The organism is Mycobacterium montefiorense (genome assembly GCF_025823255.1).
In the GTDB taxonomy this organism is placed as follows: domain Bacteria; phylum Actinomycetota; class Actinomycetes; order Mycobacteriales; family Mycobacteriaceae; genus Mycobacterium; species Mycobacterium montefiorense.
Map to the genome: position 1 here is coordinate 392,969 of NZ_JACKVL010000013.1, position 19,718 is coordinate 412,686.

At 66.5% G+C, this 19,718-nt stretch carries 20 protein-coding genes and 1 pseudogene; 16 read left to right on the forward strand and 5 right to left on the reverse strand.

Annotation, left to right across the window (positions count from 1 at the left end; translation table 11 throughout):
- The first annotated feature begins 5 nt into the window (after positions 1-5).
- Together rimM and trmD are read left to right on the forward strand one after the other, a co-directional pair.
- The gene (rimM, locus tag H7K34_RS15175; protein WP_264062823.1) at positions 6-539 is read left to right on the forward strand and encodes a ribosome maturation factor RimM; all 534 of its coding nucleotides are present in this window, start codon (positions 6-8) and stop codon (positions 537-539) included.
- Positions 540-556: 17 nt separating this feature from the next.
- Positions 557-1,255, forward strand: coding sequence for a tRNA (guanosine(37)-N1)-methyltransferase TrmD (trmD, locus tag H7K34_RS15180; protein ID WP_264062824.1), 699 nt, complete (start codon positions 557-559; stop codon positions 1,253-1,255).
- Here the strand turns inward: trmD and H7K34_RS15185 are convergent.
- Positions 1,252-2,211, reverse strand: coding sequence for a hypothetical protein (locus tag H7K34_RS15185; RefSeq protein WP_108925902.1), 960 nt, complete (start codon positions 2,209-2,211; stop codon positions 1,252-1,254). The two genes, trmD and H7K34_RS15185, sit on opposite strands and share 4 nt — an antisense overlap.
- Positions 2,212-2,554: 343 nt before the next feature.
- Here H7K34_RS15185 and rplS point away from each other — a divergent pair, with 343 nt between their 5' ends.
- The 4 genes and pseudogenes from rplS to H7K34_RS15205 all read left to right on the forward strand — a co-directional run bounded on the left by rplS (position 2,555) and on the right by H7K34_RS15205 (position 5,008).
- Positions 2,555-2,896 carry a 50S ribosomal protein L19 gene (gene rplS / locus H7K34_RS15190; RefSeq protein ID WP_108925903.1) on the forward strand — a complete coding sequence of 114 codons (342 nt, stop codon included), beginning with the start codon at positions 2,555-2,557 and terminating at the stop codon, positions 2,894-2,896.
- 192 nt (positions 2,897-3,088) lie between these two features.
- On the forward strand, positions 3,089-3,868 hold the full coding sequence (gene lepB / locus H7K34_RS15195; protein WP_372510799.1) for a signal peptidase I: 780 nt from the start codon (positions 3,089-3,091) through the stop codon (positions 3,866-3,868).
- A 2-nt stretch (positions 3,869-3,870) separates the two neighbouring features.
- Positions 3,871-4,636: pseudogene (locus tag H7K34_RS15200) on the forward strand (ribonuclease HII); the annotation flags it as partial.
- 66 nt (positions 4,637-4,702) lie between these two features.
- Positions 4,703-5,008, forward strand: coding sequence for a DUF2469 domain-containing protein (locus H7K34_RS15205; protein WP_007171389.1), 306 nt, complete (start codon positions 4,703-4,705; stop codon positions 5,006-5,008).
- Here H7K34_RS15205 and H7K34_RS15210 read toward each other — a convergent pair whose 3' ends face one another.
- Entirely contained in the window at positions 5,009-5,773 is a 765-nt protein-coding gene (locus H7K34_RS15210; RefSeq protein ID WP_264062827.1) for a GAF and ANTAR domain-containing protein, read from the reverse strand. It abuts the gene before it with no gap.
- A gap of 250 nt (positions 5,774-6,023) precedes the next feature.
- Between H7K34_RS15210 and fdhD the strand changes: the two genes are divergently transcribed.
- The 4 genes from fdhD to dprA all read left to right on the forward strand — a co-directional run bounded on the left by fdhD (position 6,024) and on the right by dprA (position 10,315).
- On the forward strand, positions 6,024-6,845 hold the full coding sequence (gene fdhD / locus H7K34_RS15215) for a formate dehydrogenase accessory sulfurtransferase FdhD (RefSeq protein WP_264062828.1): 822 nt from the start codon (positions 6,024-6,026) through the stop codon (positions 6,843-6,845).
- Between the two features lie 418 nt (positions 6,846-7,263).
- Complete coding sequence (locus H7K34_RS15220; protein WP_108925911.1) at positions 7,264-7,641, forward strand: YraN family protein; 378 nt, start codon at positions 7,264-7,266, stop codon at positions 7,639-7,641.
- Complete coding sequence (locus tag H7K34_RS15225) at positions 7,641-9,152, forward strand: YifB family Mg chelatase-like AAA ATPase (protein ID WP_264062829.1); 1,512 nt, start codon at positions 7,641-7,643, stop codon at positions 9,150-9,152. The genes H7K34_RS15220 and H7K34_RS15225 overlap by 1 nt, the downstream gene beginning before the upstream one ends.
- Positions 9,149-10,315 (forward strand): DNA-processing protein DprA, encoded by a 1,167-nt coding sequence (gene dprA, locus H7K34_RS15230; RefSeq protein WP_264062830.1) that lies wholly within the window; start codon positions 9,149-9,151, stop codon positions 10,313-10,315. The genes H7K34_RS15225 and dprA overlap by 4 nt, the downstream gene beginning before the upstream one ends.
- Here the strand turns inward: dprA and H7K34_RS15235 are convergent.
- Both H7K34_RS15235 and H7K34_RS15240 read right to left on the reverse strand, forming a co-directional pair.
- Entirely contained in the window at positions 10,308-11,222 is a 915-nt protein-coding gene (locus H7K34_RS15235; RefSeq protein ID WP_264062831.1) for a beta/alpha barrel domain-containing protein, read from the reverse strand. The two genes, dprA and H7K34_RS15235, sit on opposite strands and share 8 nt — an antisense overlap.
- Positions 11,219-12,475: a CaiB/BaiF CoA transferase family protein gene (locus tag H7K34_RS15240; RefSeq protein WP_372510774.1), complete on the reverse strand. Its 1,257-nt coding sequence runs from the start codon at positions 12,473-12,475 to the stop codon at positions 11,219-11,221. The genes H7K34_RS15235 and H7K34_RS15240 overlap by 4 nt, the downstream gene beginning before the upstream one ends.
- A 155-nt stretch (positions 12,476-12,630) precedes the next feature.
- On the opposite strand from H7K34_RS15240, the gene H7K34_RS15245 reads away from it, so the two are divergent.
- From H7K34_RS15245 to H7K34_RS15260, 4 genes are all read left to right on the forward strand, one after another.
- Entirely contained in the window at positions 12,631-14,007 is a 1,377-nt protein-coding gene (locus H7K34_RS15245) for an MFS transporter (protein WP_264062834.1), read from the forward strand.
- 19 nt (positions 14,008-14,026) lie between these two features.
- On the forward strand, positions 14,027-15,112 hold the full coding sequence (locus H7K34_RS15250) for a PPE family protein (protein WP_308203156.1): 1,086 nt from the start codon (positions 14,027-14,029) through the stop codon (positions 15,110-15,112).
- Between the two features lie 119 nt (positions 15,113-15,231).
- The gene (locus H7K34_RS15255) at positions 15,232-15,531 is read left to right on the forward strand and encodes a PE family protein (RefSeq protein WP_264062837.1); all 300 of its coding nucleotides are present in this window, start codon (positions 15,232-15,234) and stop codon (positions 15,529-15,531) included.
- Between the two features lie 10 nt (positions 15,532-15,541).
- Positions 15,542-16,723, forward strand: coding sequence for a PPE family protein (locus tag H7K34_RS15260; protein ID WP_264062838.1), 1,182 nt, complete (start codon positions 15,542-15,544; stop codon positions 16,721-16,723).
- A gap of 1 nt (position 16,724) precedes the next feature.
- On the opposite strand, the gene H7K34_RS15265 is transcribed toward H7K34_RS15260, so the two are convergent.
- Positions 16,725-17,540, reverse strand: a complete 816-nt coding sequence (locus H7K34_RS15265; RefSeq protein ID WP_261863722.1) for an IclR family transcriptional regulator — start codon at positions 17,538-17,540, stop codon at positions 16,725-16,727.
- Positions 17,541-17,661: 121 nt separating this feature from the next.
- On the opposite strand from H7K34_RS15265, the gene H7K34_RS15270 reads away from it, so the two are divergent.
- Both H7K34_RS15270 and H7K34_RS15275 read left to right on the forward strand, forming a co-directional pair.
- A complete protein-coding gene (locus H7K34_RS15270) occupies positions 17,662-18,519 on the forward strand; it encodes a siderophore-interacting protein (RefSeq protein ID WP_108919918.1) in 858 nt (285 codons plus the stop codon).
- Between the two features lie 24 nt (positions 18,520-18,543).
- Positions 18,544-19,704, forward strand: a complete 1,161-nt coding sequence (locus H7K34_RS15275) for a lactate 2-monooxygenase (RefSeq protein WP_264062840.1) — start codon at positions 18,544-18,546, stop codon at positions 19,702-19,704.
- Positions 19,705-19,718: the final 14 nt, after the last annotated feature.

The following is a 19,718-nucleotide window of genomic DNA, read 5'->3' on the forward strand; positions in this document are numbered from 1 at the left end:
CGCTCATGGAGCTGCTCGTCGGGCGCGTCGTGAAAGCACACGGCATCACCGGCGAGGTGGTCGTTCAAGTTCACACCGACGACCCCGCTGATCGCTTTGCGTCGGGTAGCACGTTGCGCGCCAAGCCATCCCGCGGCCGCGGCGAAGAACGCAGTTACGTCGTGGACGCCGCGCGCGAACACGGCGGGCGGCTGCTGGTGCGATTGGCCGGAGTGAACGACCGCGACGGCGCCGACGCATTGCGCGGCAGCCTGTTCGTGGTCGATTCCGATGACCTGCCGCCGATAGACGAGGCGGACACCTACTACGACCACCAGCTCGAGGGCCTGCACGTGCGGACCACGGCGGGTCAAGATGTCGGGGTCGTCGCCGAGGTGCTGCACACCGCGGCGGGGGAGTTGTTGGCGGTGCACCGAACCGACGGTGACGAAAGTCGGGAAGTCTTGCTGCCGTTCGTGAATGCGATCGTCACGTCGGTGTCGCTGGACGACGGAGTGGTCGAAGTTGACCCGCCCGAGGGCCTGCTGGATTTGGAGTAGCGGGTGCGCGCATCGACATGAAGATCGACATCGTGACAATTTTCCCAGACTTCCTGGACCCGCTGCGGCAATCGTTGCCGGGCAAGGCAATTGCGTCGGGCCTGGTCGACCTGCGGGTACATGACCTGCGGGGGTGGACCCACGACGTACATCACTCGGTAGACGACGCACCCTACGGCGGTGGGCCGGGGATGGTGATGCGGGCGCCGGTGTGGGGCAAAGCACTGGATGAAATCTGTTCTGAAGAAACACTATTAGTCGTTCCAACCCCGGCGGGCGCGCTGTTCAATCAAGCCACCGCCCAGCGCTGGAGCGCCGAGAGGCACCTGGTGTTCGCTTGCGGGCGCTACGAGGGCATCGATCAGCGCGTCGTCGAGGACGCGGCCCGGCGCACCCGGGTCGAAGAAGTCTCGATCGGTGACTACGTGCTGCCGGGAGGCGAGTCGGCGGCCGTCGTGATGATCGAGGCCGTGCTGCGGCTGCTGACCGGCGTTCTGGGTAATCCCGCGTCGCACCGCGAGGATTCGCACTCGCCGGCCCACGGGGGTCTGCTGGAGGGGCCCAGCTATACCCGGCCGTCGAGCTGGCGGGGCCTGGACGTCCCCGAGGTGCTGCTGTCCGGCGACCACGCGCGTATCGCGGCCTGGCGCCGGGAAGTTTCGCTGCAGCGCACTCGCGAGCGCCGCCCCGATCTGGATCCGGACGATTCGCCTTAGAAAGGCGTGGGACCTATGCGGCCGCCGGGGAACATCGTCTTGACGGCCTGGGTGATCGTGTCGCGCGCCGTGGCGTCGTCGGAAGACTGCAGCGACTCGACGACCACGATGTAGCGTCGGTCCGCGCCCACCACGCCGGTCGACAGATGCATCCATTCGGTGCCGATGCAGCACATCCAGCCCTGCTTGACCGCCACCGGCTCCGCGAACAGACCGTCGGGGATGCCGAACCGCTGCGGGTATCCGTCGACCCCGTTCGGGGTGGATTGCGCCAGATCGTTGACGATGATCTTGGCCCGCTCCGCGGGCAGCCCGCCGCCCCCGTCGAGCAGCTTGTCGTAGTAGTTGATCAGGTCGGTCAGCGAGCTCATCGTGTTCCACCAGCGCCCGTCCGACGGCGGGGTGGTCGACGACAGCCCGTAGCGTCCCGCCACCTGGCTGATGATGTTGTCGCCGCCGTCCTGATCCCAGAACCTCTCGGCGGCGCCGTCGTCGGACGACTTCAACATGACGTCCAACGCCTGACGGTCGTCGGGGGACAGCCTGGTCTTGCCCTGGGCTTCCTGCAGTAGCAGGTCGTCGGCGATGAACAGCTTTGCCACCGACGCGGTGCCGATGATCTGGGTGTTGCCGTTGGAGATCAGCTCATGCGTCTTGCGGTCGAGGATGCCCACCGAGAGCGTGGCCCCACTGGCCGCCGCCTGCTCGGTCGCCTGCTGCATGCGGGCCTGCAGCCCGCCGAATCCGGCGATCGGGGCCGCTGGCACGTCGCTGATGTCCAGCAGCAACTGAACGAGTTGCTGCTGATGATCGGCCGCGCCGGGGGTGGACCTGCTGGACCCCTTCGTCGGGGTCCTTGCCTCTGGTGATGCCCCGAGCCTTGCCTCGTCGCACCCGGCCAACACCAGCGTCACCGCCGCGATGGCGGCGAGCGCGGTGAGCGGGCGTACGCGCATCGTTTTCTTCTCCCAAGTTCTCCGACGTAATGCTGCTGTGGGCGGTCGTTTCGCAATCTGCCCGGGCGTCTTCGAGTTCGGGTAGCGACTAGCGTGTTTTGACCCCAGTCATATGTACCATTCACCAGCGCCTTCGGGGCCCCATGAACCGCAGGGTTTACCTGTGATTTTCAATGCATGCGGGGTGTCTGGCACAATTGACCAGTTGTCTCCAGCGACCGCCGGCCGGCCGGGCCGCTTTTCGCTCGCTGCGAGATACGACCCAAAGCCCGAATCGGCTTAACGACCACCCCTGCGTGCGGGCAGTTGCCGCACGCCGCGACCTCAAGGAAGTGTCTCTGCGATGAACAGGCTGGACTTCGTCGACCAGGCGTCGCTGCGCGACGACATCCCGGCCTTCAGCCCGGGCGACACCATCAACGTGCACGTCAAGGTCATCGAGGGCGCCAAGGAGCGCGTCCAGGTGTTCAAGGGTGTGGTGATCCGCCGGCAGGGCGGCGGCATCCGGGAGACCTTCACCGTGCGCAAGGAGAGCTACGGCGTCGGCGTCGAGCGGACCTTCCCGGTGCACTCGCCGAACATCGACCACATCGAGCTGGTGACCCGTGGCGATGTCCGCCGCGCCAAGCTCTACTACCTGCGCGAACTGCGCGGCAAGAAAGCCAAGATCAAGGAAAAGCGCTGACCGGGTGCGTCACGGCGGTCGCTGCGGCACGCCACGACGCTTTACAAACACCCAAATCGCGCTGGCTACTCTGATCTCGTGACGGATTCCACGGACTCACCCGTGCCCCAGTCCGAGCCTGGTCAGTCGGAGCCGAAGGTCTCCACCCGCGCCGCTGATGATCCCTCAGACGAAACGGCCGAGGCCACCGACGTGCCCGAATCGGACGAGCAGTCCGACGCGGACGAGCCGGAACCCAAGAAGAAGTCCGCGCTGCGTGAGCTGGCGATCCTGGCGATTACCGCGATCGTCCTCTACTACGTCATGTTGACGTTCGTGGCGCGTCCGTATCTGATTCCGTCGGAGTCGATGGAGCCCACGCTGCACGGATGTGCGGGTTGTGTGGGCGACCGGATCATGGTCGACAAGCTCAGTTTCCGCTTCGGATCGCCGCATCCCGGCGACGTCATCGTCTTCAAGGGACCGCCGTCCTGGAACGTCGGCTACAAGTCGATCCGGTCTTCCAACACCGCGCTGCGCTGGGTCCAGAATGCGCTGTCGTTCATCGGTTTCGTGCCTCCGGACGAGAACGATCTGGTGAAGCGGGTCATCGCGACGGGCGGGCAGACGGTGCAGTGCCGGGCCGACACCGGGTTGACGGTCAACGGCAAGCCCCTCAAGGAGCCCTACCTGAACCCCAGCACCATGATGGCCGACCCGTCGGTGTACCCGTGCCTGGGCAGCGAGTTCGGGCCGGTCACCGTCCCGAACGGACGGCTGTGGGTGATGGGTGACAACCGCACGCATTCGGCGGATTCGCGCGCCCACTGCACCAGCACCCCGGCCGACGCACTCAAAGGCATTCTGTGCACCGGTGATCCGATGTCGGGGACCGTGCCGGTGGACAACGTCATCGGTAAGGCCAGGTTCATCGTCTGGCCGCCGACACGATGGGGCCCAGTGGGTTCGGTGAACCCACAGCAAGGTCGGTAGCCATGGCCACGACGTGGCCGCCGCGGACGGTGATCCGCAAATCGTCAGGGCTGCGCACCCTGGAGTCCGCGCTGCATCGCAGCGGCCTGGGGCCGGTGGCCGGCGTGGACGAGGTGGGCCGCGGTGCCTGCGCGGGCCCGCTGGTGGTAGCGGCCTGCGTGCTGAGCCCTAACCGTCTGGAAAGCCTTGCTGCTCTTGATGATTCGAAGAAGCTCACCGAGAAGATGCGGGAGAAGCTGTTTCCGTTGATCTGCCGCTACGCGGTGGCCTATCACGTGGTGTTCATCCCATCCGTCGAAGTCGACCGGCGCGGCGTGCACGTCGCCAACATCGAAGGCATGCGGCGTGCGGTGGCCGGTCTGCCGGTGCGCCCGGGGTACGTGCTCAGTGATGGGTTTCGGGTGCCCGGCCTGCCGATGCCATCGTTGCCGGTGGTCGGTGGGGACGCGGCCGCCGCCTGCATCGCAGCGGCCAGCGTGCTGGCGAAGGTCAGCCGGGACCGGCTGATGGTCGCGATGGACGCCGACCACCCCGGCTACGGCTTCGCCGACCACAAGGGCTACAGCACCGCCGCGCACAGCACGGCGCTGACCCAGCTCGGGCCGTGCGCCGAGCACCGGTATTCGTTCATCAACGTCCGGCGGGTGGCCTCGCCGTCGGGGCAGCGCTCCCGGACGCGGGTGGTGGCTGAATGCAAACCGGACCCTCCGGACGAGCGGGGCGGACGCCGGTGAGGAAAGATGGAAGCAGCCTTCTCGCTCGGCGAGCGCGCTGTCGGTCAGCGGCCCGTTCGGGAAGTCGGAGAAACTGGCAGGGAAAAGGACGTCTGAGCAGATGAGTGCCGAAGATCTCGAAAAGTACGAAACCGAGATGGAGCTCTCGCTCTACCGCGAATACAAGGACATCGTCGGCCAGTTCAGTTACGTGGTGGAAACCGAACGGCGCTTCTACCTGGCCAACAGCGTCGAGATGGTGCCGCGCAACGCCGACGGCGAGGTCTACTTCGAACTACGGCTCTCCGACGCGTGGGTCTGGGACATGTACCGGCCCGCGCGGTTCGTCAAGCAGGTTCGGGTGGTCACGTTCAAAGACGTCAACATCGAAGAAGTCGAGAAGCCTGAGCTGCGGCTACCCGAATAGTTAGCTGTCGAGCCCCAGCTCTTGCTCACCGTTGGGCGGCAGGCCGCCGCGCCGGTCGATGACCTCGCGTGCGACGTCGGCCAGCTTGATGTTCAGGGCCTGGGAGTGGCGGCGCAACAGGTCGAACGCCTCGTCTTCGGCCAGGTCGTGCAGCAGCATCAACATGCCCACGGCCTTGCCGATCTCGCGGTTGCTGAGCAGTCCCCGTCGCAGGCTGGCGGCATCGTCGCCCTTTGCCACCGCGTTGATGGCCACGCTGGCGAACGATGCCAGCACCGCGGCCCGCCCGGCCGATTCGTCGTCGAACATGTTGGGGGTGTCACTGAACAGGTTGAGCGCGGCCCCTTTGCGCTTGTTGACCAGTAGTCGAAACCCCATGGCACCGCGCACCGGCGTCTCCGCGACAAGCCGGGCGGCCAGCTTGGGCCAATGCGACGGCGTGGTCAGGTCCGTGTCGATCTGCGGAATCTCCTCCTCTATCGCGTCCAGACACGGGCCGTCGCCGGCTTCCAGCTCCATCTGATCGATTTTCTTCGCCAGCGCGTCGCTCGCGCCGACGGTGACATAACGATCTTTGTCGAGCACCAACAGGCTGGCGTGATCGCAGCCGCGGACGGCCAGGGTCGCGGCGACGCAGATGGCCGCGTACATCTGGGTGGCATCCGAGCCTTGATAAATGATCTCGGCAAGGGCCGCGAAAACCGTCGCCGGATCGGCCTTCTCTCCACCCGGCATCGACTCATCGCCTTTTGCTTCATCTGCCATGTTGTGCCTCATTTCCGCCAGTGGCGTCACCCGCGTTCGGGGCGCCGCAAATTCGTCGGCCAACAACGCAAGTTTTACCCCTGTCGCCCCATGCTCATCCACCGGTAACCGATAAGCCACCGTCGACAGTAAAGCAATCGCCCCCGAGCGGCGTCGAAATTGGCCCCACATTTGGCGGCCGGGCGGCCGGGCGCGAGCCAATGTAGTTTGGCTTAGTGAGGTTTCAGCGCCCGTCCGGAGTAATGAACCAGTGGGAAACGTAACCGCGCGCCGGCGCGCAACCCACCTCGCCGCAGGTCAGGCGATTACCCGGCCCGAAACCCTGGCCGTTGAGGAGCCACTGGAGATCCGCGTCAACGGCACGCCGGTCACTGTGACCATGCGGACCCCCGGTTCGGATTTCGAACTCGCGCAAGGCTTCCTGCTCACCGAAGGTGTGATCGCGCGGCGCGAAGACGTGCTTACCATCCGCTATTGTGGCGGTCGCGGCGAGAACGGCGCCAACACGTACAACGTGCTGGATGTGACGCTGGCCTCCGGCGTGAATCCGCCCGATCTCAACGTGACTCGCAACTTCTACACCACCTCCTCGTGCGGGGTCTGCGGCAAGGCGTCGCTGGACGCGGTCCTGGTGATCAGCCGCTTTCCGCCGGGGGATGACCCGGTCACCGTCGCCGCCGCCACGCTCAAGGCGACACCCGGTCAACTGCGCAGTGCGCAAAAGGTTTTCGACAGTACCGGTGGGCTGCATGCCGCCGCGCTGTTCGATACCGACGGCGCGATGCTGGTGGTTCGCGAGGACATCGGCAGGCACAATGCCGTCGACAAAGTCATCGGCTGGGCGCTTGAACACGAGCGGATACCGCTGACCGGTACGGTGCTGCTGGTCAGCGGGCGGGCGTCATTTGAGATCACCCAGAAGGCCGTGCTCGCGGGGATTCCAGTGCTGGCCGCGGTGTCGGCGCCGTCGTCACTGGCGGTGTCGCTGGCCGAGGAGTCCGGGCTCACGCTGGTGGCGTTCCTGCGGGAGGATTCGATGAACGTCTACACCCGCTCCGACCGTATTGGCTGATCGGCGAACCTCGACGCGTCAATGCACGGCATCGAATTCGATGGGAAGTGTTGTCGGACACCTGCAACCTCGTTTCCGAACATGATTTAACGCCTTGTTGGCGCCTTATGACGAGCTTCGGCGTCAAACGCCAAGGCGGGATTCGCGTTGGTAGACAGAGCGTTCATAAGTGCCTGCCCGCGTCACGGATACAGCGGCCGCCGACTGTGATGCGGTTGATCGCGCAGTAGCTACCCTTCGGGTGCCACGGAAGGCGTTGCTAAACAATGGAATTCGGGGGTGCTCTTTGTACCCCGTGATTTCCGGTCTCGCTGCCCGGCTGTGCATCGACGCCGGATTGGGGATAACCGGTCGCCACACCGGGCCCGCGGCGCCCGGTGCGGTACGTCATGTCGGGCCCACCGGGCATCTTGGCCGCATGACGACCGCAAAGACACCGACTCGGATCGAGTTGGGAGCGATGGGTGAGGCCCTCGCCGTGGAGTACCTGACCCGGATGGGATTGCGGATCCTGGACCGCAACTGGCGGTCCAGGTACGGCGAACTCGACGTGATTGCCGCCGACGACGCCACCGGCACGGTGGTGTTCGTGGAGGTCAAGACGCGGACCGGCGACGGATATGGGGGTCTGGCACACGCCGTCACACCCCGCAAGGTGCGGCGGCTGCGGCGGCTGGCCGGACTCTGGCTGGCCGCTCAGGAAGGGCGCTGGGCGGCGGTCCGCATCGACGTGATCGGGGTGCGGGTCGGGCGCCGCCGCACGCCGGAGATTTCGCATCTGCGGGGGATCGGCTGATGGCGTTGGGGCGCGCGTTCTCGGTCGCGGTGCGCGGACTGGACGGACAGATCGTGGAGATCGAGGCCGACATCACCTCGGGGCTGCCCGGGGTCCATCTCGTCGGGCTGCCCGACGCCGCGTTGCAGGAGTCGCGCGACCGGGTCCGGGCCGCGGTGACCAACTGCGGAAACAGCTGGCCCATGGCCAGACTCACGCTTGCGTTGTCACCGGCGACGCTGCCGAAAATGGGGTCGGTTTACGACATAGCCCTCGCGGCAGCGGTGTTGTCGGCGCGACGCAAGAATCCGTGGGAACGCCTGGAGAAGACGGTGCTGCTCGGCGAGTTGTCGCTGGACGGCCGGGTTCGGCCGGTGCGCGGGGTGTTGCCGGCGGTGCTGTCCGCCAAGCGCGACGGCTGGCCCGCCGTCGTCGTCCCGGTGGACAACCTGGCCGAGGCCAGCCTGGTCGACGGAATCGAGGTCTGGGGCGTTCGCACACTCGGGCAACTGCAGGGCTGGCTCGGCGGGTCGGCCCGGTTGGACGAGCGGACCCGGGCGGCGGCCACCGATCCGGAGCCGGCGGGAGATCTGGCCGACGTGGTGGGGCAGGCGCAAGCGCGCTTCGCGGTCGAGGTGGCGGCCGCCGGGGCGCATCACCTGATGCTGACCGGCCCGCCGGGTGTGGGCAAAACGATGCTGGCGCAACGTCTTCCAGGTTTGCTGCCCAGCCTGACGGACGACGAAGCCCTCGAGGTGACCGCGATCCACTCGGTGGCCGGGCTGTTGTCCGGAGATACGCCGCTGATCACCGAGCCGCCGTTCGTGGCGCCGCACCACAGTTCCAGCGTCGCGGCACTCGTCGGCGGCGGTTCCGGAATGGCCCGCCCCGGCGCGGTCAGCCGAGCGCACCGCGGAGTGCTGTTCCTCGACGAATGCGCCGAGATCAGTGTCAGTGCACTGGAAGCATTGCGAACACCGTTGGAGGATGGTCTCATTCGGCTCGCACGCCGCGACGGGGTGGCGTGCTACCCGGCCCGCTTCCAGCTGGTGCTGGCCGCCAACCTGTGCCCCTGCGCGCCGACGGATCCACAGGATTGCATCTGTGCGGCCGCAACCAAACGGCGCTACCTGGGCAAACTTTCGGGTCCCTTGCTGGATCGGGTGGACCTGCGGGTACAGATGCATTCGGTGCGGGCGGGCGCGTTCGCGGCGGCGGACGGGGAATCCAGTGCGCAGGTGCGCCAGCGGGTGGCGCAGGCCCGCGTAACGGCCGCCGCGCGTTGGCGGCCGCACGGTTTTGGAACCAACGCCGAAGTCAGCGGAACGTTGTTGCGGCGCAAGTTCCGGCCCAGCAGCACAGCAATGGATCCGCTGCGCCTTGCGGTGGAGCGTGGACTGCTCAGTATTCGCGGTCTGGATCGCACATTGCGCGTCGCGTGGAGTCTGGCCGACTTGGCCGGCCGAAGCTCGCCGGGGCTCGACGAGGTGACCGCCGCGCTGAGCTTCCGGCAGCTGGGAGCGCAACGATGACCGCGGCCTTCGACGATCCCGCGTGGTCGGCCTGGGCTTACCTGTCACGGGTCGCGGAGCCGCCGTGTCCCGAACTCGCCGGTCTGGTGCGGTGCGTCGGCCCGGTTGAGGCCGCCGAGCGGGTCCGGCGTGGACTGGTCGGCGACGAGCTGGCGCAGCGTACCGCGGCCAGGCGGGAAATAGACCGGGCCGCGCAGGATCTCGACCTGCTGGCTCGTCGCGACGGTCGGTTGATCACACCCGACTGCCCGGAGTGGCCGCTGGTCGCTTTCTCGTCGTTCGATGGAGTCGGGGCGCGGCCGCGCGGCGCGCCGCCCATGGTGTTGTGGGCGCTGGGTCCGGCGCGGCTGGACGAGGTGGCAGGGCGCGCGGCCGCGGTGGTGGGTACCCGGGCGGCGACCGCTTACGGCGAGCAGGTGGCCTCCGACCTGGCGGCGGGGTTGGCCGAGCGCGACGTCGCGGTGGTATCCGGCGGTGCCTACGGCATCGATGGGGCGGCCCACCGCGCGGCGCTGCACTGCGACGGAATCACCGTTGCGGCGCTGGCTGGGGGCATCGACATCCCTTATCCGGCAGGGCATTCGGCGCTACTGCACCGGATCGGCCAGCACGGGCTGCTGTTCAGCGAATACCCGCCCGGCATCCGCCCCGCCCGGCACCGCTTCTTGACCCGCAATCGCCTGGTCGCCGCCGTCGCGGGGGCCGCCGTGGTGGTGGAGGCGGGCGTGCGAAGCGGCGCCGCGAACATTGCCGCTTGGGCGAGTGCATTGGGCCGGGTGGTGGCCGCGGTGCCCGGACCGGTCACCTCGTCGGCGTCCGCGGGCTGTCACGCGTTGCTGCGCAACGGGGCGGAGCTGGTTACCCGGGCCGACGACATCGTCGAACTTGTCGGCCGCATCGGCGAACTCGCCTTCGAAGATCGCCGGCCCGCAACCGCTTTCGACGGGCTGGGGGAGGCCGAACGCCAGGTTTACGAGGCGTTGCCCGGCCGCGGTGCCGCGACGGTCGATGAAATCGCCGTCGCATCCGGGCTACCGCCCGAGCATGTGCTGGGACCGCTGGCGATGCTCGAGGTGGCCGGGCTTGCGGTGCGCGACTGTGGGCGATGGCGCATCGCTTCTGCCCGCGGCCGCGCGGAGGCGACGCAGCTGCGGGCTACGTGACCCACGGGAATGCGTCGGCCGTGGACCGTGCGCCTTCGGCGGCCCGGGAGCGGTTCGGCTCGTCGAGCTGGGCCAGGATCTGCGCGCCGGCGGTCACGACGCCGGAGAATACCGCGGGAGTGAGCCATGGCGGCTGCAGCGCGAACAGTAGATCTTCGGTGGAGGTGTTGCCACTTGCTCCGGGGGCGAAAGGACAGCCGCCCAGGCCGCCGAGCGCCCCGTCGACCATATCGGCGCCGGCTTGGATCGCGGCGATGGTGTTGGCGACTCCCAAGCCCCAGGTGTCGTGCCCGTGGAAGACGATCTCGAGCTCCGGCGCGAGATCGCGGACTTGCGTGACCAGCTGCCGCACTTCATCCGGTGTGGCCTGGCCGAGGGTGTCGCACAGCATCACGCTCGAGATACCTGCCGCACGGTTGTCGCTCACCAAGTCGATGACCTGTTTTGGGTCGATCGTGCCCTGGTATGGACAGGTGAATGCGGTAGCCAAGGTCAATTGTAGCCGGGCACCACCGACCGCTGCGAAGTCGACGGCCTCGGGGAGAGCGGCCATGCTCTGCTCGGTGGTACGCCCGACATTGGCGTAGTTGTGTTGATCGCTGACCGACAGACAGTATTCGAGGTTGCGTGCACCAGCCTCGATGGCCCGGGTGACGCCGCGCGGCGTGGCTGTCCACACCCAACACCGTTGCAGCTCTTCGGGAGTCAGCGCTTCGATGACCTCAACGGTGTTGGCCATCGGGGGCACCAAGTCGGGTCGTGCCATCGCCCCGATCTCTAATGAGTCGATGCCGGCGTCCAGCAGCGCCCGTGCCAGCCCGACTTTCGTGTCCGTGTCGAGCAGCTTTCCGGTGAGCTGCAAGCCGTCGCGCAGTGTGACATCGCGCAATCGCGCCGAGGTTGTCATCCGGTCAGCTCCTCGATATTGGGACGGTGCAGGTCGCGTCGCACAACCGCGGCGCCGAGTATCTCTTCGGTGTGCTCGCCGAGATCGGGCCCGAGCGTGCGGATTGCCCGCGCTCCCTCGCCGATTCTGGGCACGATGCCCGGGAACGCGACGTCGGGCAGGGTCTCGGTACCGGTGGATACCGGCATGTGCTGGATCATGCCGCGCGCCAAGAACTGCTCGTCGGCCTTGATGTCGGGAGCGGTATTGATTGGGCCGGCGGGGACTCCGGCGGCTTCAAGCGCCGAAAGTGCTTCGCGTGCGGTCATTGTGGCGGTCCACGCCCCGATCGCTTTGTCGAGTTGGTCGCGGGCCTGCCACCGCAGCGCGTTGTTGACCAGCTGCAGGCTCTCGGCAAGCTCTGGCCGGCCGATCAGCTTCATGAACCGGCGATATATGCCGTCGCCGTTGCCGGCGATCACCACCCAGCGGCCGTCGCAGCACAGGTACGCATTGGAGGGGGCGATACCTTCCAAGCGGCCGCCGGTGCGGGCCCGCGTGACGCCGTAAGCGTCGTACTCGGGGACCAGCGATTCCATCACCGAGAAGATCGCTTCGGTCAACGCGACGTCGACGGTACGGTCACATATTGGCGTGGATCTGCCTGCTGCCCGGTCTCTTTGGCGTTGGTGCAACGCAACCAGAGCGCCAAAGGCCGCGTAGATTCCGGCGATGGAGTCGCCGATGGACACACCCGTGCGCGACGGTGGACGGTCGGGATCGCCGGTGAGCGCCCGCAGACCTGCCATCGCTTCGGCAACCGCGGCGAAACCGGGCTCATGCCGCCGCGGTCCGGTCTGCCCGTAGGCCGACACCCGCACGATGATCAGGTCGGGATTCTCCGCGCTGAGCTCGGCCGGGCCGATGCCCCACCGTTCCAGCGTCCCCGGGCGGAAGTTCTCCAGCACGATGTCGCTGCAGCGGGCCAACTCGCGCACCACCGCCTGACCGTCCTCGCTCTTGAGGTCGACGACCACCGACTTCTTGTTGCGGTTGATGGTGCGAAACAGCATTGAGGTCGTACCGGAGTACAGGCGCCAGGTGCGCAACTCGTCCCCGGTCTCTGGCCGCTCGATCTTGATCACTTCGGCGCCGAAATCGGCCAGGAGCCGTCCCGCGGTGGGCGCGGCGATGTAATTGCCCAGCTCGAGGACGCGTACCCGGTCGAGCGGTCCGTTGGCTTCGTTCACTGGAATCCTTCCTGTAACCCACATCGTGCACTGCTACCCACAATATGGCAAGAGACCTCTTCCGTTCAGTGACGGGACCCGCTACAGTCGGACCTTGTTGCCTGGCTCACACTGCAAGCGACAAACCACGTTGTAGATCTGCTGCGAAGGTGGCGGATCGCGAAAACGAGAAGGTGGGAATGACCGCATCACCGATCACGGCAGTGGGCACGGACTCCGTCGGCGAGCAATTGGATCGCTTGCCGGTGGGGGCGGTGCACCGCAAGGTTGTCGTCGCGGTGGGACTCGGCTTGTTCTTCGAGATGTACGAGATCTTCTTGTCCAGCACCCTGAGCGCCACGCTCAGCCACGATTTCGGAATACGGGGCACCGCCCTCAAGCTGGTCCTGGCGTCGTCGTTCATCGGAATGTTCTTCGGCGCGGCATTTTTCGGCCGGCTCGCCGACCGGATGGGTCGCCGAAAGGCGTTCCTGCTCGGCCTCAGCTGGTTTTCGGCCTTCTCGTTCGCCGGTGCGTTTGCGCCGTCTCCCGCGTTATTGGTGCTCGCGCGATTCCTGGCCGGCGTCGGGATCGGCGCCGTGTATCCGGTCGCCGACTCCTACCTTGCCGACGTCTTGCCCAAAGAGCACCGTGGCCGGCTGGCCTCCTATGCCTATACCTGTTCGTTTCTGGCGGTGCCCTTCGCCGCCTTTCTGGCGTGGTGGTTGGCGCAGCATTCGCCGCTCGGCATCGCGGGGTGGCGCTGGCTGCTGGCGCTGGGCGCCGGTGGCGCGGTGATCGTGTTCATCCTCAACCGCTGGTTACCGGAGTCGCCGCGCTGGCTCGCGTCGGCGGGACGGTTCGAGGAGGCGCAACGGGCACTGAACGCGTTCGCTGCCGGGTCGGATGTGCCTGCGGTGCAGATCAATGCCGGCCCGCAGATCGGACGTGTCGGCCGGCCCGCTCAGTCGGCACTGACGCAACTACGGCGTGCCCCATACAACCGCCGGGTCGTGATGCTGACGGTGTTCCACCTGTTTCAGACATACGGCTACTACGGGTTCGGCACGCTGGCCGCACTGGTGCTGGTCAGTCGCGGCTACGACGTCACGTCCTCGATGCTGTTCAGTGCGCTGTCGTTTCTCGGATATCCGATCGGGTCCCTGATGGCGATCCCACTGCTGGCCAGATTCGAACGCAAATTCCTGCTCGTCGGCTCGATCGTGGCCGTCGCGGGATTCGGACTGTTGTTCGCGACACAGTCGTCGGTCGCGTTGATCGTGGTGTTCGGCTTCATGACCACCGCCACCAGCAATATCTTCTCCAACGTCTACCACGTCTACCAGGCCGAGATCTTCCCGACCACGGTGCGCGCCACGGCCGTCGGATGGACGTACTCCTTGTCCCGGTTATCCAGTGGCGCTTCGCCTTTCGTGCTGATCCCGATCCTGGACCGCTACGGAGCCGGTGCGATGTTCACCGTGGTGGCAACGGCGTTGGCCGTCGTCATCGCCGCTGTTCTCACGCTGGGCCCGCGCACGTCGCGGCGCAGCCTTGAGGAGATCAACCCGGTATGAGCGTCCAGGAGTAGTAGTGATCGATTTTGGGGCGCTACCGCCGGAAATCAACTCGGCCCGGATGTATGCCGGTGCCGGGCCGGGGCCCATGATGGCCGCGGCCGCGGCCTGGGACTACCTGGCCGTCGACCTGGCGTCGAGTGCGGCCAGCTATTCGACGGTGACGGCGCAGCTGACCTGCTCGTCGTGGTTCGGCCCGGCATCGAGATCGATGATCGCCGCTGCCGCGCCTTACATCTCATGGCTCAGCGCCGCCGCGGCGTTGGCCGAACAGACCAGCATGCAGGCGAAGGCGGTCGCGTCGGCCTTCGACGCGGCGTTTGCGATGACGGTCCCGCCGCTGGTGGTCGCCGAGAACCGCACGCAGTTGATGGTGCTCACCATGACGAACTTTTTTGGTCAGAACAGCGCGGCGATCGCGGCCACCGAGGCCAGCTACGCGGAGATGTGGGCGCAGGACGCCGTCGCCATGAACGGTTATGCCGGTTTCGCGACAACTGCTTCACAATTGGCCCCGTTCACCGAGCCGCGCCAGACCACCGACCAAGCCGGACTGGCCCAACAGCAAGCTGCGGTCGCTCAGGCCGCGGCCACAGCGGCGGGGACTGACGCACCGTCGGCGACACAGCCATCGGTCAACGACATCATCAATACCTTGTCCAGTCAGATAAAAGGACTTCTGTTCGGTCCCCTGGACGTCATCTACTGGCCGATGATCTATGTGGGATCTCTGATTTTCTCGCAGATAGGCGTGCTGTGGCCCGAGCATCTCGCCGGCGCGGCCGCAGCTGGCCTATCCGCAACGCCCGCACTCGCGGCGCCAGTCAACCTCGGCGGTGGGCTGATCTCGGCAAACTTGGCTTCGTCCACCAAGATCGGTTCGCTGTCGGTTCCAACGAGCTGGTATGCGACAGCACCTAAGGCGGCAGAAAAGTCCATCGTTGAGGCGATCGGCATTGAGGGTGTCGGCGCGCCGTCGAACGGACCAGAGGCACTTCTCCGCCAAATAGCGCCGATCCGCGGCAGACGTGGCCGCGGCGGCTTGCCGCCCCGCGAATATGGATTTCGCCCCCGCTTTACCGCTCGTCCACCATCGGCCGGATAACGCCATGGTCCGAAACACATGCCTTCGATTGCGATCGTCCGGAGTGCGACCCAATCGTTGTCGGTATCGAAAACTCTCGAGGCTTATTGAGCCGGAAGGTTATTGAGTAAGGAGATCATATGTCCTTCGTTACTGCGCAACCGGAAGCGTTGACGGAAGCGGCTGGTGCATTGCGGGCTATCGGCTCTGCGTTGGCGGCTCAGAATGCGGCGGCGGCGGCGCCGACCACGGGGGTGATTCCCGCTGCCGCAGACCACGTGTCGATACTGACCGCGGCGCAGTTCGCAGCCCATGCACAGCTGTATCAGCAGTTCAGTACACAGGCGACGGCGATTCACGAAATGTTTGTCGAGGCACTGGATTTCAGCTCGGGATCGTATGCGGCCACTGAGGCCGCTAACGCGATCGCGGCTGGTTAAGGGGCCCGTGATGCTCGACTTTGGGGCATTACCACCGGAGATTAACTCGGGGCTGATGTACGCGGGTGCGGGCTCGGCGTCGATGATGGGGGCGGCTTCCGAGTGGAATACTCTTGCCGCTGACCTGAATTCGGCTGCCGTAGCCTACGGCAGGGTGGTGAACACGTTGTCCAGCGAGGAGTGGTTAGGCCAGGCCTCGACATCGATGGCCGACGCGGCCACCCCCTATGTGGAATGGATGAGAACTACTGCCGCTGCGGCTGAGCATGCGGCCAGTCAAGCCATGTCCGCCGCGTCGGCCTTTGAAACGGCGCATGCCACGATCGTGCCGCCGCCCGTGATCGCGGCCAATCGTGTCAATCTGGCGCGGCTGCTGTCCGCCAACGTGCTGGGCCAAAACGCCGCGCAGATAGCGGCTTTGGAAGCCCAATACGAGGCCATGTGGTCCATCGACTCCGCGACCATGTACAACTATGCGGGCCGATCTGCGAACACCTCGGCGGTCAAACCGTTTACCTCGGCACCCCATATGACCAACCCGGCTGGTACCGGAAACCAGCAGACCGCGGTCACTGCGGCCACCGGTACCGCGGCGGGCACGGCGCAAAACACGTTGCACAGCAAGATGAGCAAGATCACCTCGGCGTTGGGAAAGCTGGCCACCGGCATGCAGGCTGCCGAACCGGCGGATGATCCGGTCAAGGACGCGCTGACCACGGGTCCGCTGGGATGGCTGGGTGATCTATTGACCTTCTACGCGCCGTTTTCCACCACCTTCTACAACACCGAGGGCCTGCCCTTCTTCTCCGCCGGCCTCGCCAACACCTTTGTTTCGATCGCGAAATCCACCGGCGCGATCGGAGGGGCAGCTACGGCTGCCGTGCCCGCCGCCGTACCCGCTGCGACCCCGGCGTTAATCGGTGGTGGCAGTACGGTTTCCGCGGGGCTTGGCACCGCGGGCACGGTCGGGAGCTTGTCGGTTCCGCCGGTCTGGGCTAACGGCAGCGTGGTGGGAGCGGAGCACGCTGCGACTCCGCTGCCGATCAGCAATATCCGAGAGACGCCGGACTCCGGGATCGGAAGCGTGATGGGTGGCCTGCCGTTGGCCGGAGTGGGAGACGGCAGCGCAAGCAGGACACCCAAATACGGCCTGCGCCCGACGGTGATGGCGCGCCCGCCTTTCGCGGGCTAGCTCAATATGGGAGCCGGCCGCCGAGGGTGCGGGTCGCCTGGTCGGCCGCGCCAACAACATTGTCGGCCCACAGTTCGGCGAGCTCATCGGAGAACCGGAAGCTGGGTCCGCTGATCATCAGCGCACCCAGCACATGACCATGCGAATCGAACACCGGCGCCGCGACGCCGGTGGCGCCCTCATCGCGTTCGCCGCTGGTGATGGCGAAACCCATCCGGCGTGTCTGTTCGACCTTGGTGCGCAACAGGTCTGGATCAGTGACCGTCGCATCGGTGAACCGGATCAACTCAGACGCCAGTACCTCTTGCAATGCTTCGTTATCCCAGGCCATCAAGACCCGGCCAGCCGAACCGACATAGAGCGGAATGATCTTGCCGACATGCATCTCACGACGGATGCCGTGGCGTGATTCCGCGAGTGCGACACACACCCGGAAAGGTCCCTCGCGACGGAAGAAGCACGCGGTCTCACCGCTCGCGTCGCGCAGCGTTTCCAGCGCCGGTGACACCGCGTCCAGCAAGCCCATGCTGCTCGCGACCGGAGCCGCCCAGTATGCGACCCGGGCCCCAATCCGGAAACGGTCGTCGATCCGATCGAGGAACTCCTCGGCCACCAGGTTGGCCACCAGCCGCTGCACCGTCGACGTCGGATACCCGGTCCGGGCGCGAATCTCGCTGAGCGTCAACTCCGGCTCAGACAGCGTGAAGGCGTCCATGATGCCGCGAATCTTCGCCAGTACCAGCAACGGCTTCATCCCCGCGGACAACGTCCGCGATGGCGCCAGTGGCGGAATGTCCAGACCGTCGGCCTCGCTCATGCCCCCATTGTCGCGGTATCGACCCGGATAACGGTGCATTTGCACACCGCGGTGGCGGCCGACCTGCGGCGACGGCTCGACTCGTATAGTCGGCTGAGGCCGGGTCTGGACAGGAGGACATGTGGCAGGTCGACCACTTCAACGTTTCGAAGTCGTAACCACCCAGCAGATCGCGCCGCACATGGTGCGGGTGACGTTGGGGAGCAGTCAGTTCGAGACCTTCGTACCGAGCAATTTCACCGACTCCTACGTCAAGTTGGTTTTCGTCGCCGACGACATCGACGTGGCCGGATTGCCCCAGCCGCTGACCCAGGACAGCTTTGCCGTCCTGCCGCCCGAGAAAAGGCCGTCGGTGCGGACGATCACCGTTCGCAAGGTCGACGCCGCGGCCTGTCAGATCTCGCTGGACATCGTGGTGCACGGCGAGCATGGCGTCGCGGGTACCTGGGCGGGCTCCGCCCAACCCGGTCAGGTGATCTATCTGATGGGGCCCGGCGGCGCCTACACACCCGACCCCGCGGCCGATTGGCATCTGCTGGCCGGTGACGAGTCCGCGCTGCCGGCCATCGCCACCGCGCTGGAGGCGTTGCCCCCCACCGCAATCGGCAAGGCGTTCATCGAAGTAGCCGGTCCGGCCGACGAACTCCCGTTAGCCGCGCCGGAAGGCATACAGGTCAGCTGGATTTACCGCGGCAGCCGCGCCGATCTGGCCGGCGACGACCGCGCCGGCGATTTCGCGCCGCTGATCGAGGCCGTCACCACCACGCTGTGGTTGCCCGGGCAGCCACACGTCTTCATCCACGGTGAAGCCCAAGCCGTCATGCACAACCTGCGGCCCTATATCCGCAAAGAGCGCGGCATCGACGCCAAGTGGGCGGCGTCGATCTCCGGCTATTGGCGGCGCGGCCGCACCGAAGAGACCTTCCGGCAATGGAAGAAGGAACTGGCCGAGGCGGAGTCGGCAAGCTCGTCGGCCTGACGGCCGCCTGGCATTCTCTATCCCATGGCATTCGCGGACTACCAGAACGAGATCTACTTCCAGGGCCTGTCCGGGATAGCGCCCAAGCTGCCGATGGCCTTCGCGGAGTTGGAGGCCCGCGCCGAGCAGGCCATGCCGCCGTCGGTGTGGTCCTACGTCACCGGGGGCGCCGGCGACGAACGCACGCAGCGGGCCAACCGGGAGGCGTTCGATCACTGGGGCCTGATGCCGCGCATGTTCGTCGGTGCCGCCAACCGCGACCTGTCGGTGCAGATGTTCGGCTTGACCTTGCCGTCTCCGCTGTTCATGGCGCCGATCGGCGTCATCGGCATCTGTGGCCAGGACGGCCGAGGCGACCTGGCCACCGCGCGTGCGGCCGCGGCCACCGGTGTGCCCATGGTTGTTTCCACCCTGACCGCCGACCCGATGGAAGACGTTGCCGCGGAGTTCGGTGATACTCCCGGCTTCTTCCAGCTGTACACCCCGAAGGATCGCGACCTAGCCGCCAGCCTGGTGCAGCGGGCCGAAGCCGCCGGCTTCAAAGGCATCGTCGTCACCCTCGACACCTGGATTCCCGGGTGGCGCCCGCGCGACCTCACCACTGCCAACTTTCCCCAATTGCGGGGGCTCTGCCTGAGCAACTACACCAGCGATCCGGTCTTTCGCGCCAGCTTGGCGCGCCCGCCCGAGGAGGATCCGCAAGGCACCGTGCTGCAGTGGATAACGACCTTCGGAAGCCCGCTGACCTGGGACGACCTGCCCTGGCTGCGGTCGTTGACCGACCTGCCGATGATCATCAAGGGCATCTGCCATCCCGACGACGCCCGGCGCGCCAGGGACGGTGGCGTCGACGGGATCTACTGCTCCACGCACGGCGGGCGGCAGGCCAACGGCGGTCTGCCCGCGCTGGACTGCCTGCCGGGTGTGGTCGAGGCGGCCGACGGCTTGCCGGTGCTGTTCGACTCGGGGATCCGCAGCGGCGCCGACATCGTCAAGGCGCTGGCCATGGGCGCGACCGCCGTCGGGATCGGTCGTCCCTACGCCTATGGTCTGTCGCTCGGCGGGGCCGACGGGATCGTGCACGTGCTGCGCTCGCTGCTGGCCGAAGCCGATCTCATCATGGCCGTCGACGGCTATCCGACCCTGAAAGATCTCACCCCGGACACGCTTCGGCGCGTCGACTGACGCGACGGTCCAGG

What these genes read in the sequence shown, in the direction of transcription:
- H7K34_RS15240 (WP_372510774.1), bottom strand. Translation starts at nt 12,475, where the DNA reads ATGTGGGTTACAGGAAGGATTCCAGTGAACGAAGCCAACGGACCGCTC.
- rimM (WP_264062823.1), top strand. Translation starts at nt 6, where the DNA reads ATGGAGCTGCTCGTCGGGCGCGTCGTGAAAGCACACGGCATCACCGGC.
- H7K34_RS15255 (WP_264062837.1), top strand. Translation starts at nt 15,232, where the DNA reads ATGTCCTTCGTTACTGCGCAACCGGAAGCGTTGACGGAAGCGGCTGGT.
- rplS (WP_108925903.1), top strand. Translation starts at nt 2,555, where the DNA reads ATGAACAGGCTGGACTTCGTCGACCAGGCGTCGCTGCGCGACGACATC.
- H7K34_RS15245 (WP_264062834.1), top strand. Translation starts at nt 12,631, where the DNA reads ATGACCGCATCACCGATCACGGCAGTGGGCACGGACTCCGTCGGCGAG.
- H7K34_RS15205 (WP_007171389.1), top strand. Translation starts at nt 4,703, where the DNA reads ATGAGTGCCGAAGATCTCGAAAAGTACGAAACCGAGATGGAGCTCTCG.
- H7K34_RS15185 (WP_108925902.1), bottom strand. Translation starts at nt 2,211, where the DNA reads ATGCGCGTACGCCCGCTCACCGCGCTCGCCGCCATCGCGGCGGTGACG.
- dprA (WP_264062830.1), top strand. Translation starts at nt 9,149, where the DNA reads ATGACCGCGGCCTTCGACGATCCCGCGTGGTCGGCCTGGGCTTACCTG.
- H7K34_RS15210 (WP_264062827.1), bottom strand. Translation starts at nt 5,773, where the DNA reads ATGGCAGATGAAGCAAAAGGCGATGAGTCGATGCCGGGTGGAGAGAAG.
- H7K34_RS15275 (WP_264062840.1), top strand. Translation starts at nt 18,544, where the DNA reads ATGGCATTCGCGGACTACCAGAACGAGATCTACTTCCAGGGCCTGTCC.
- H7K34_RS15265 (WP_261863722.1), bottom strand. Translation starts at nt 17,540, where the DNA reads ATGAGCGAGGCCGACGGTCTGGACATTCCGCCACTGGCGCCATCGCGG.
- H7K34_RS15225 (WP_264062829.1), top strand. Translation starts at nt 7,641, where the DNA reads ATGGCGTTGGGGCGCGCGTTCTCGGTCGCGGTGCGCGGACTGGACGGA.
- trmD (WP_264062824.1), top strand. Translation starts at nt 557, where the DNA reads ATGAAGATCGACATCGTGACAATTTTCCCAGACTTCCTGGACCCGCTG.
- H7K34_RS15235 (WP_264062831.1), bottom strand. Translation starts at nt 11,222, where the DNA reads ATGACAACCTCGGCGCGATTGCGCGATGTCACACTGCGCGACGGCTTG.
- H7K34_RS15220 (WP_108925911.1), top strand. Translation starts at nt 7,264, where the DNA reads ATGACGACCGCAAAGACACCGACTCGGATCGAGTTGGGAGCGATGGGT.
- H7K34_RS15260 (WP_264062838.1), top strand. Translation starts at nt 15,542, where the DNA reads ATGCTCGACTTTGGGGCATTACCACCGGAGATTAACTCGGGGCTGATG.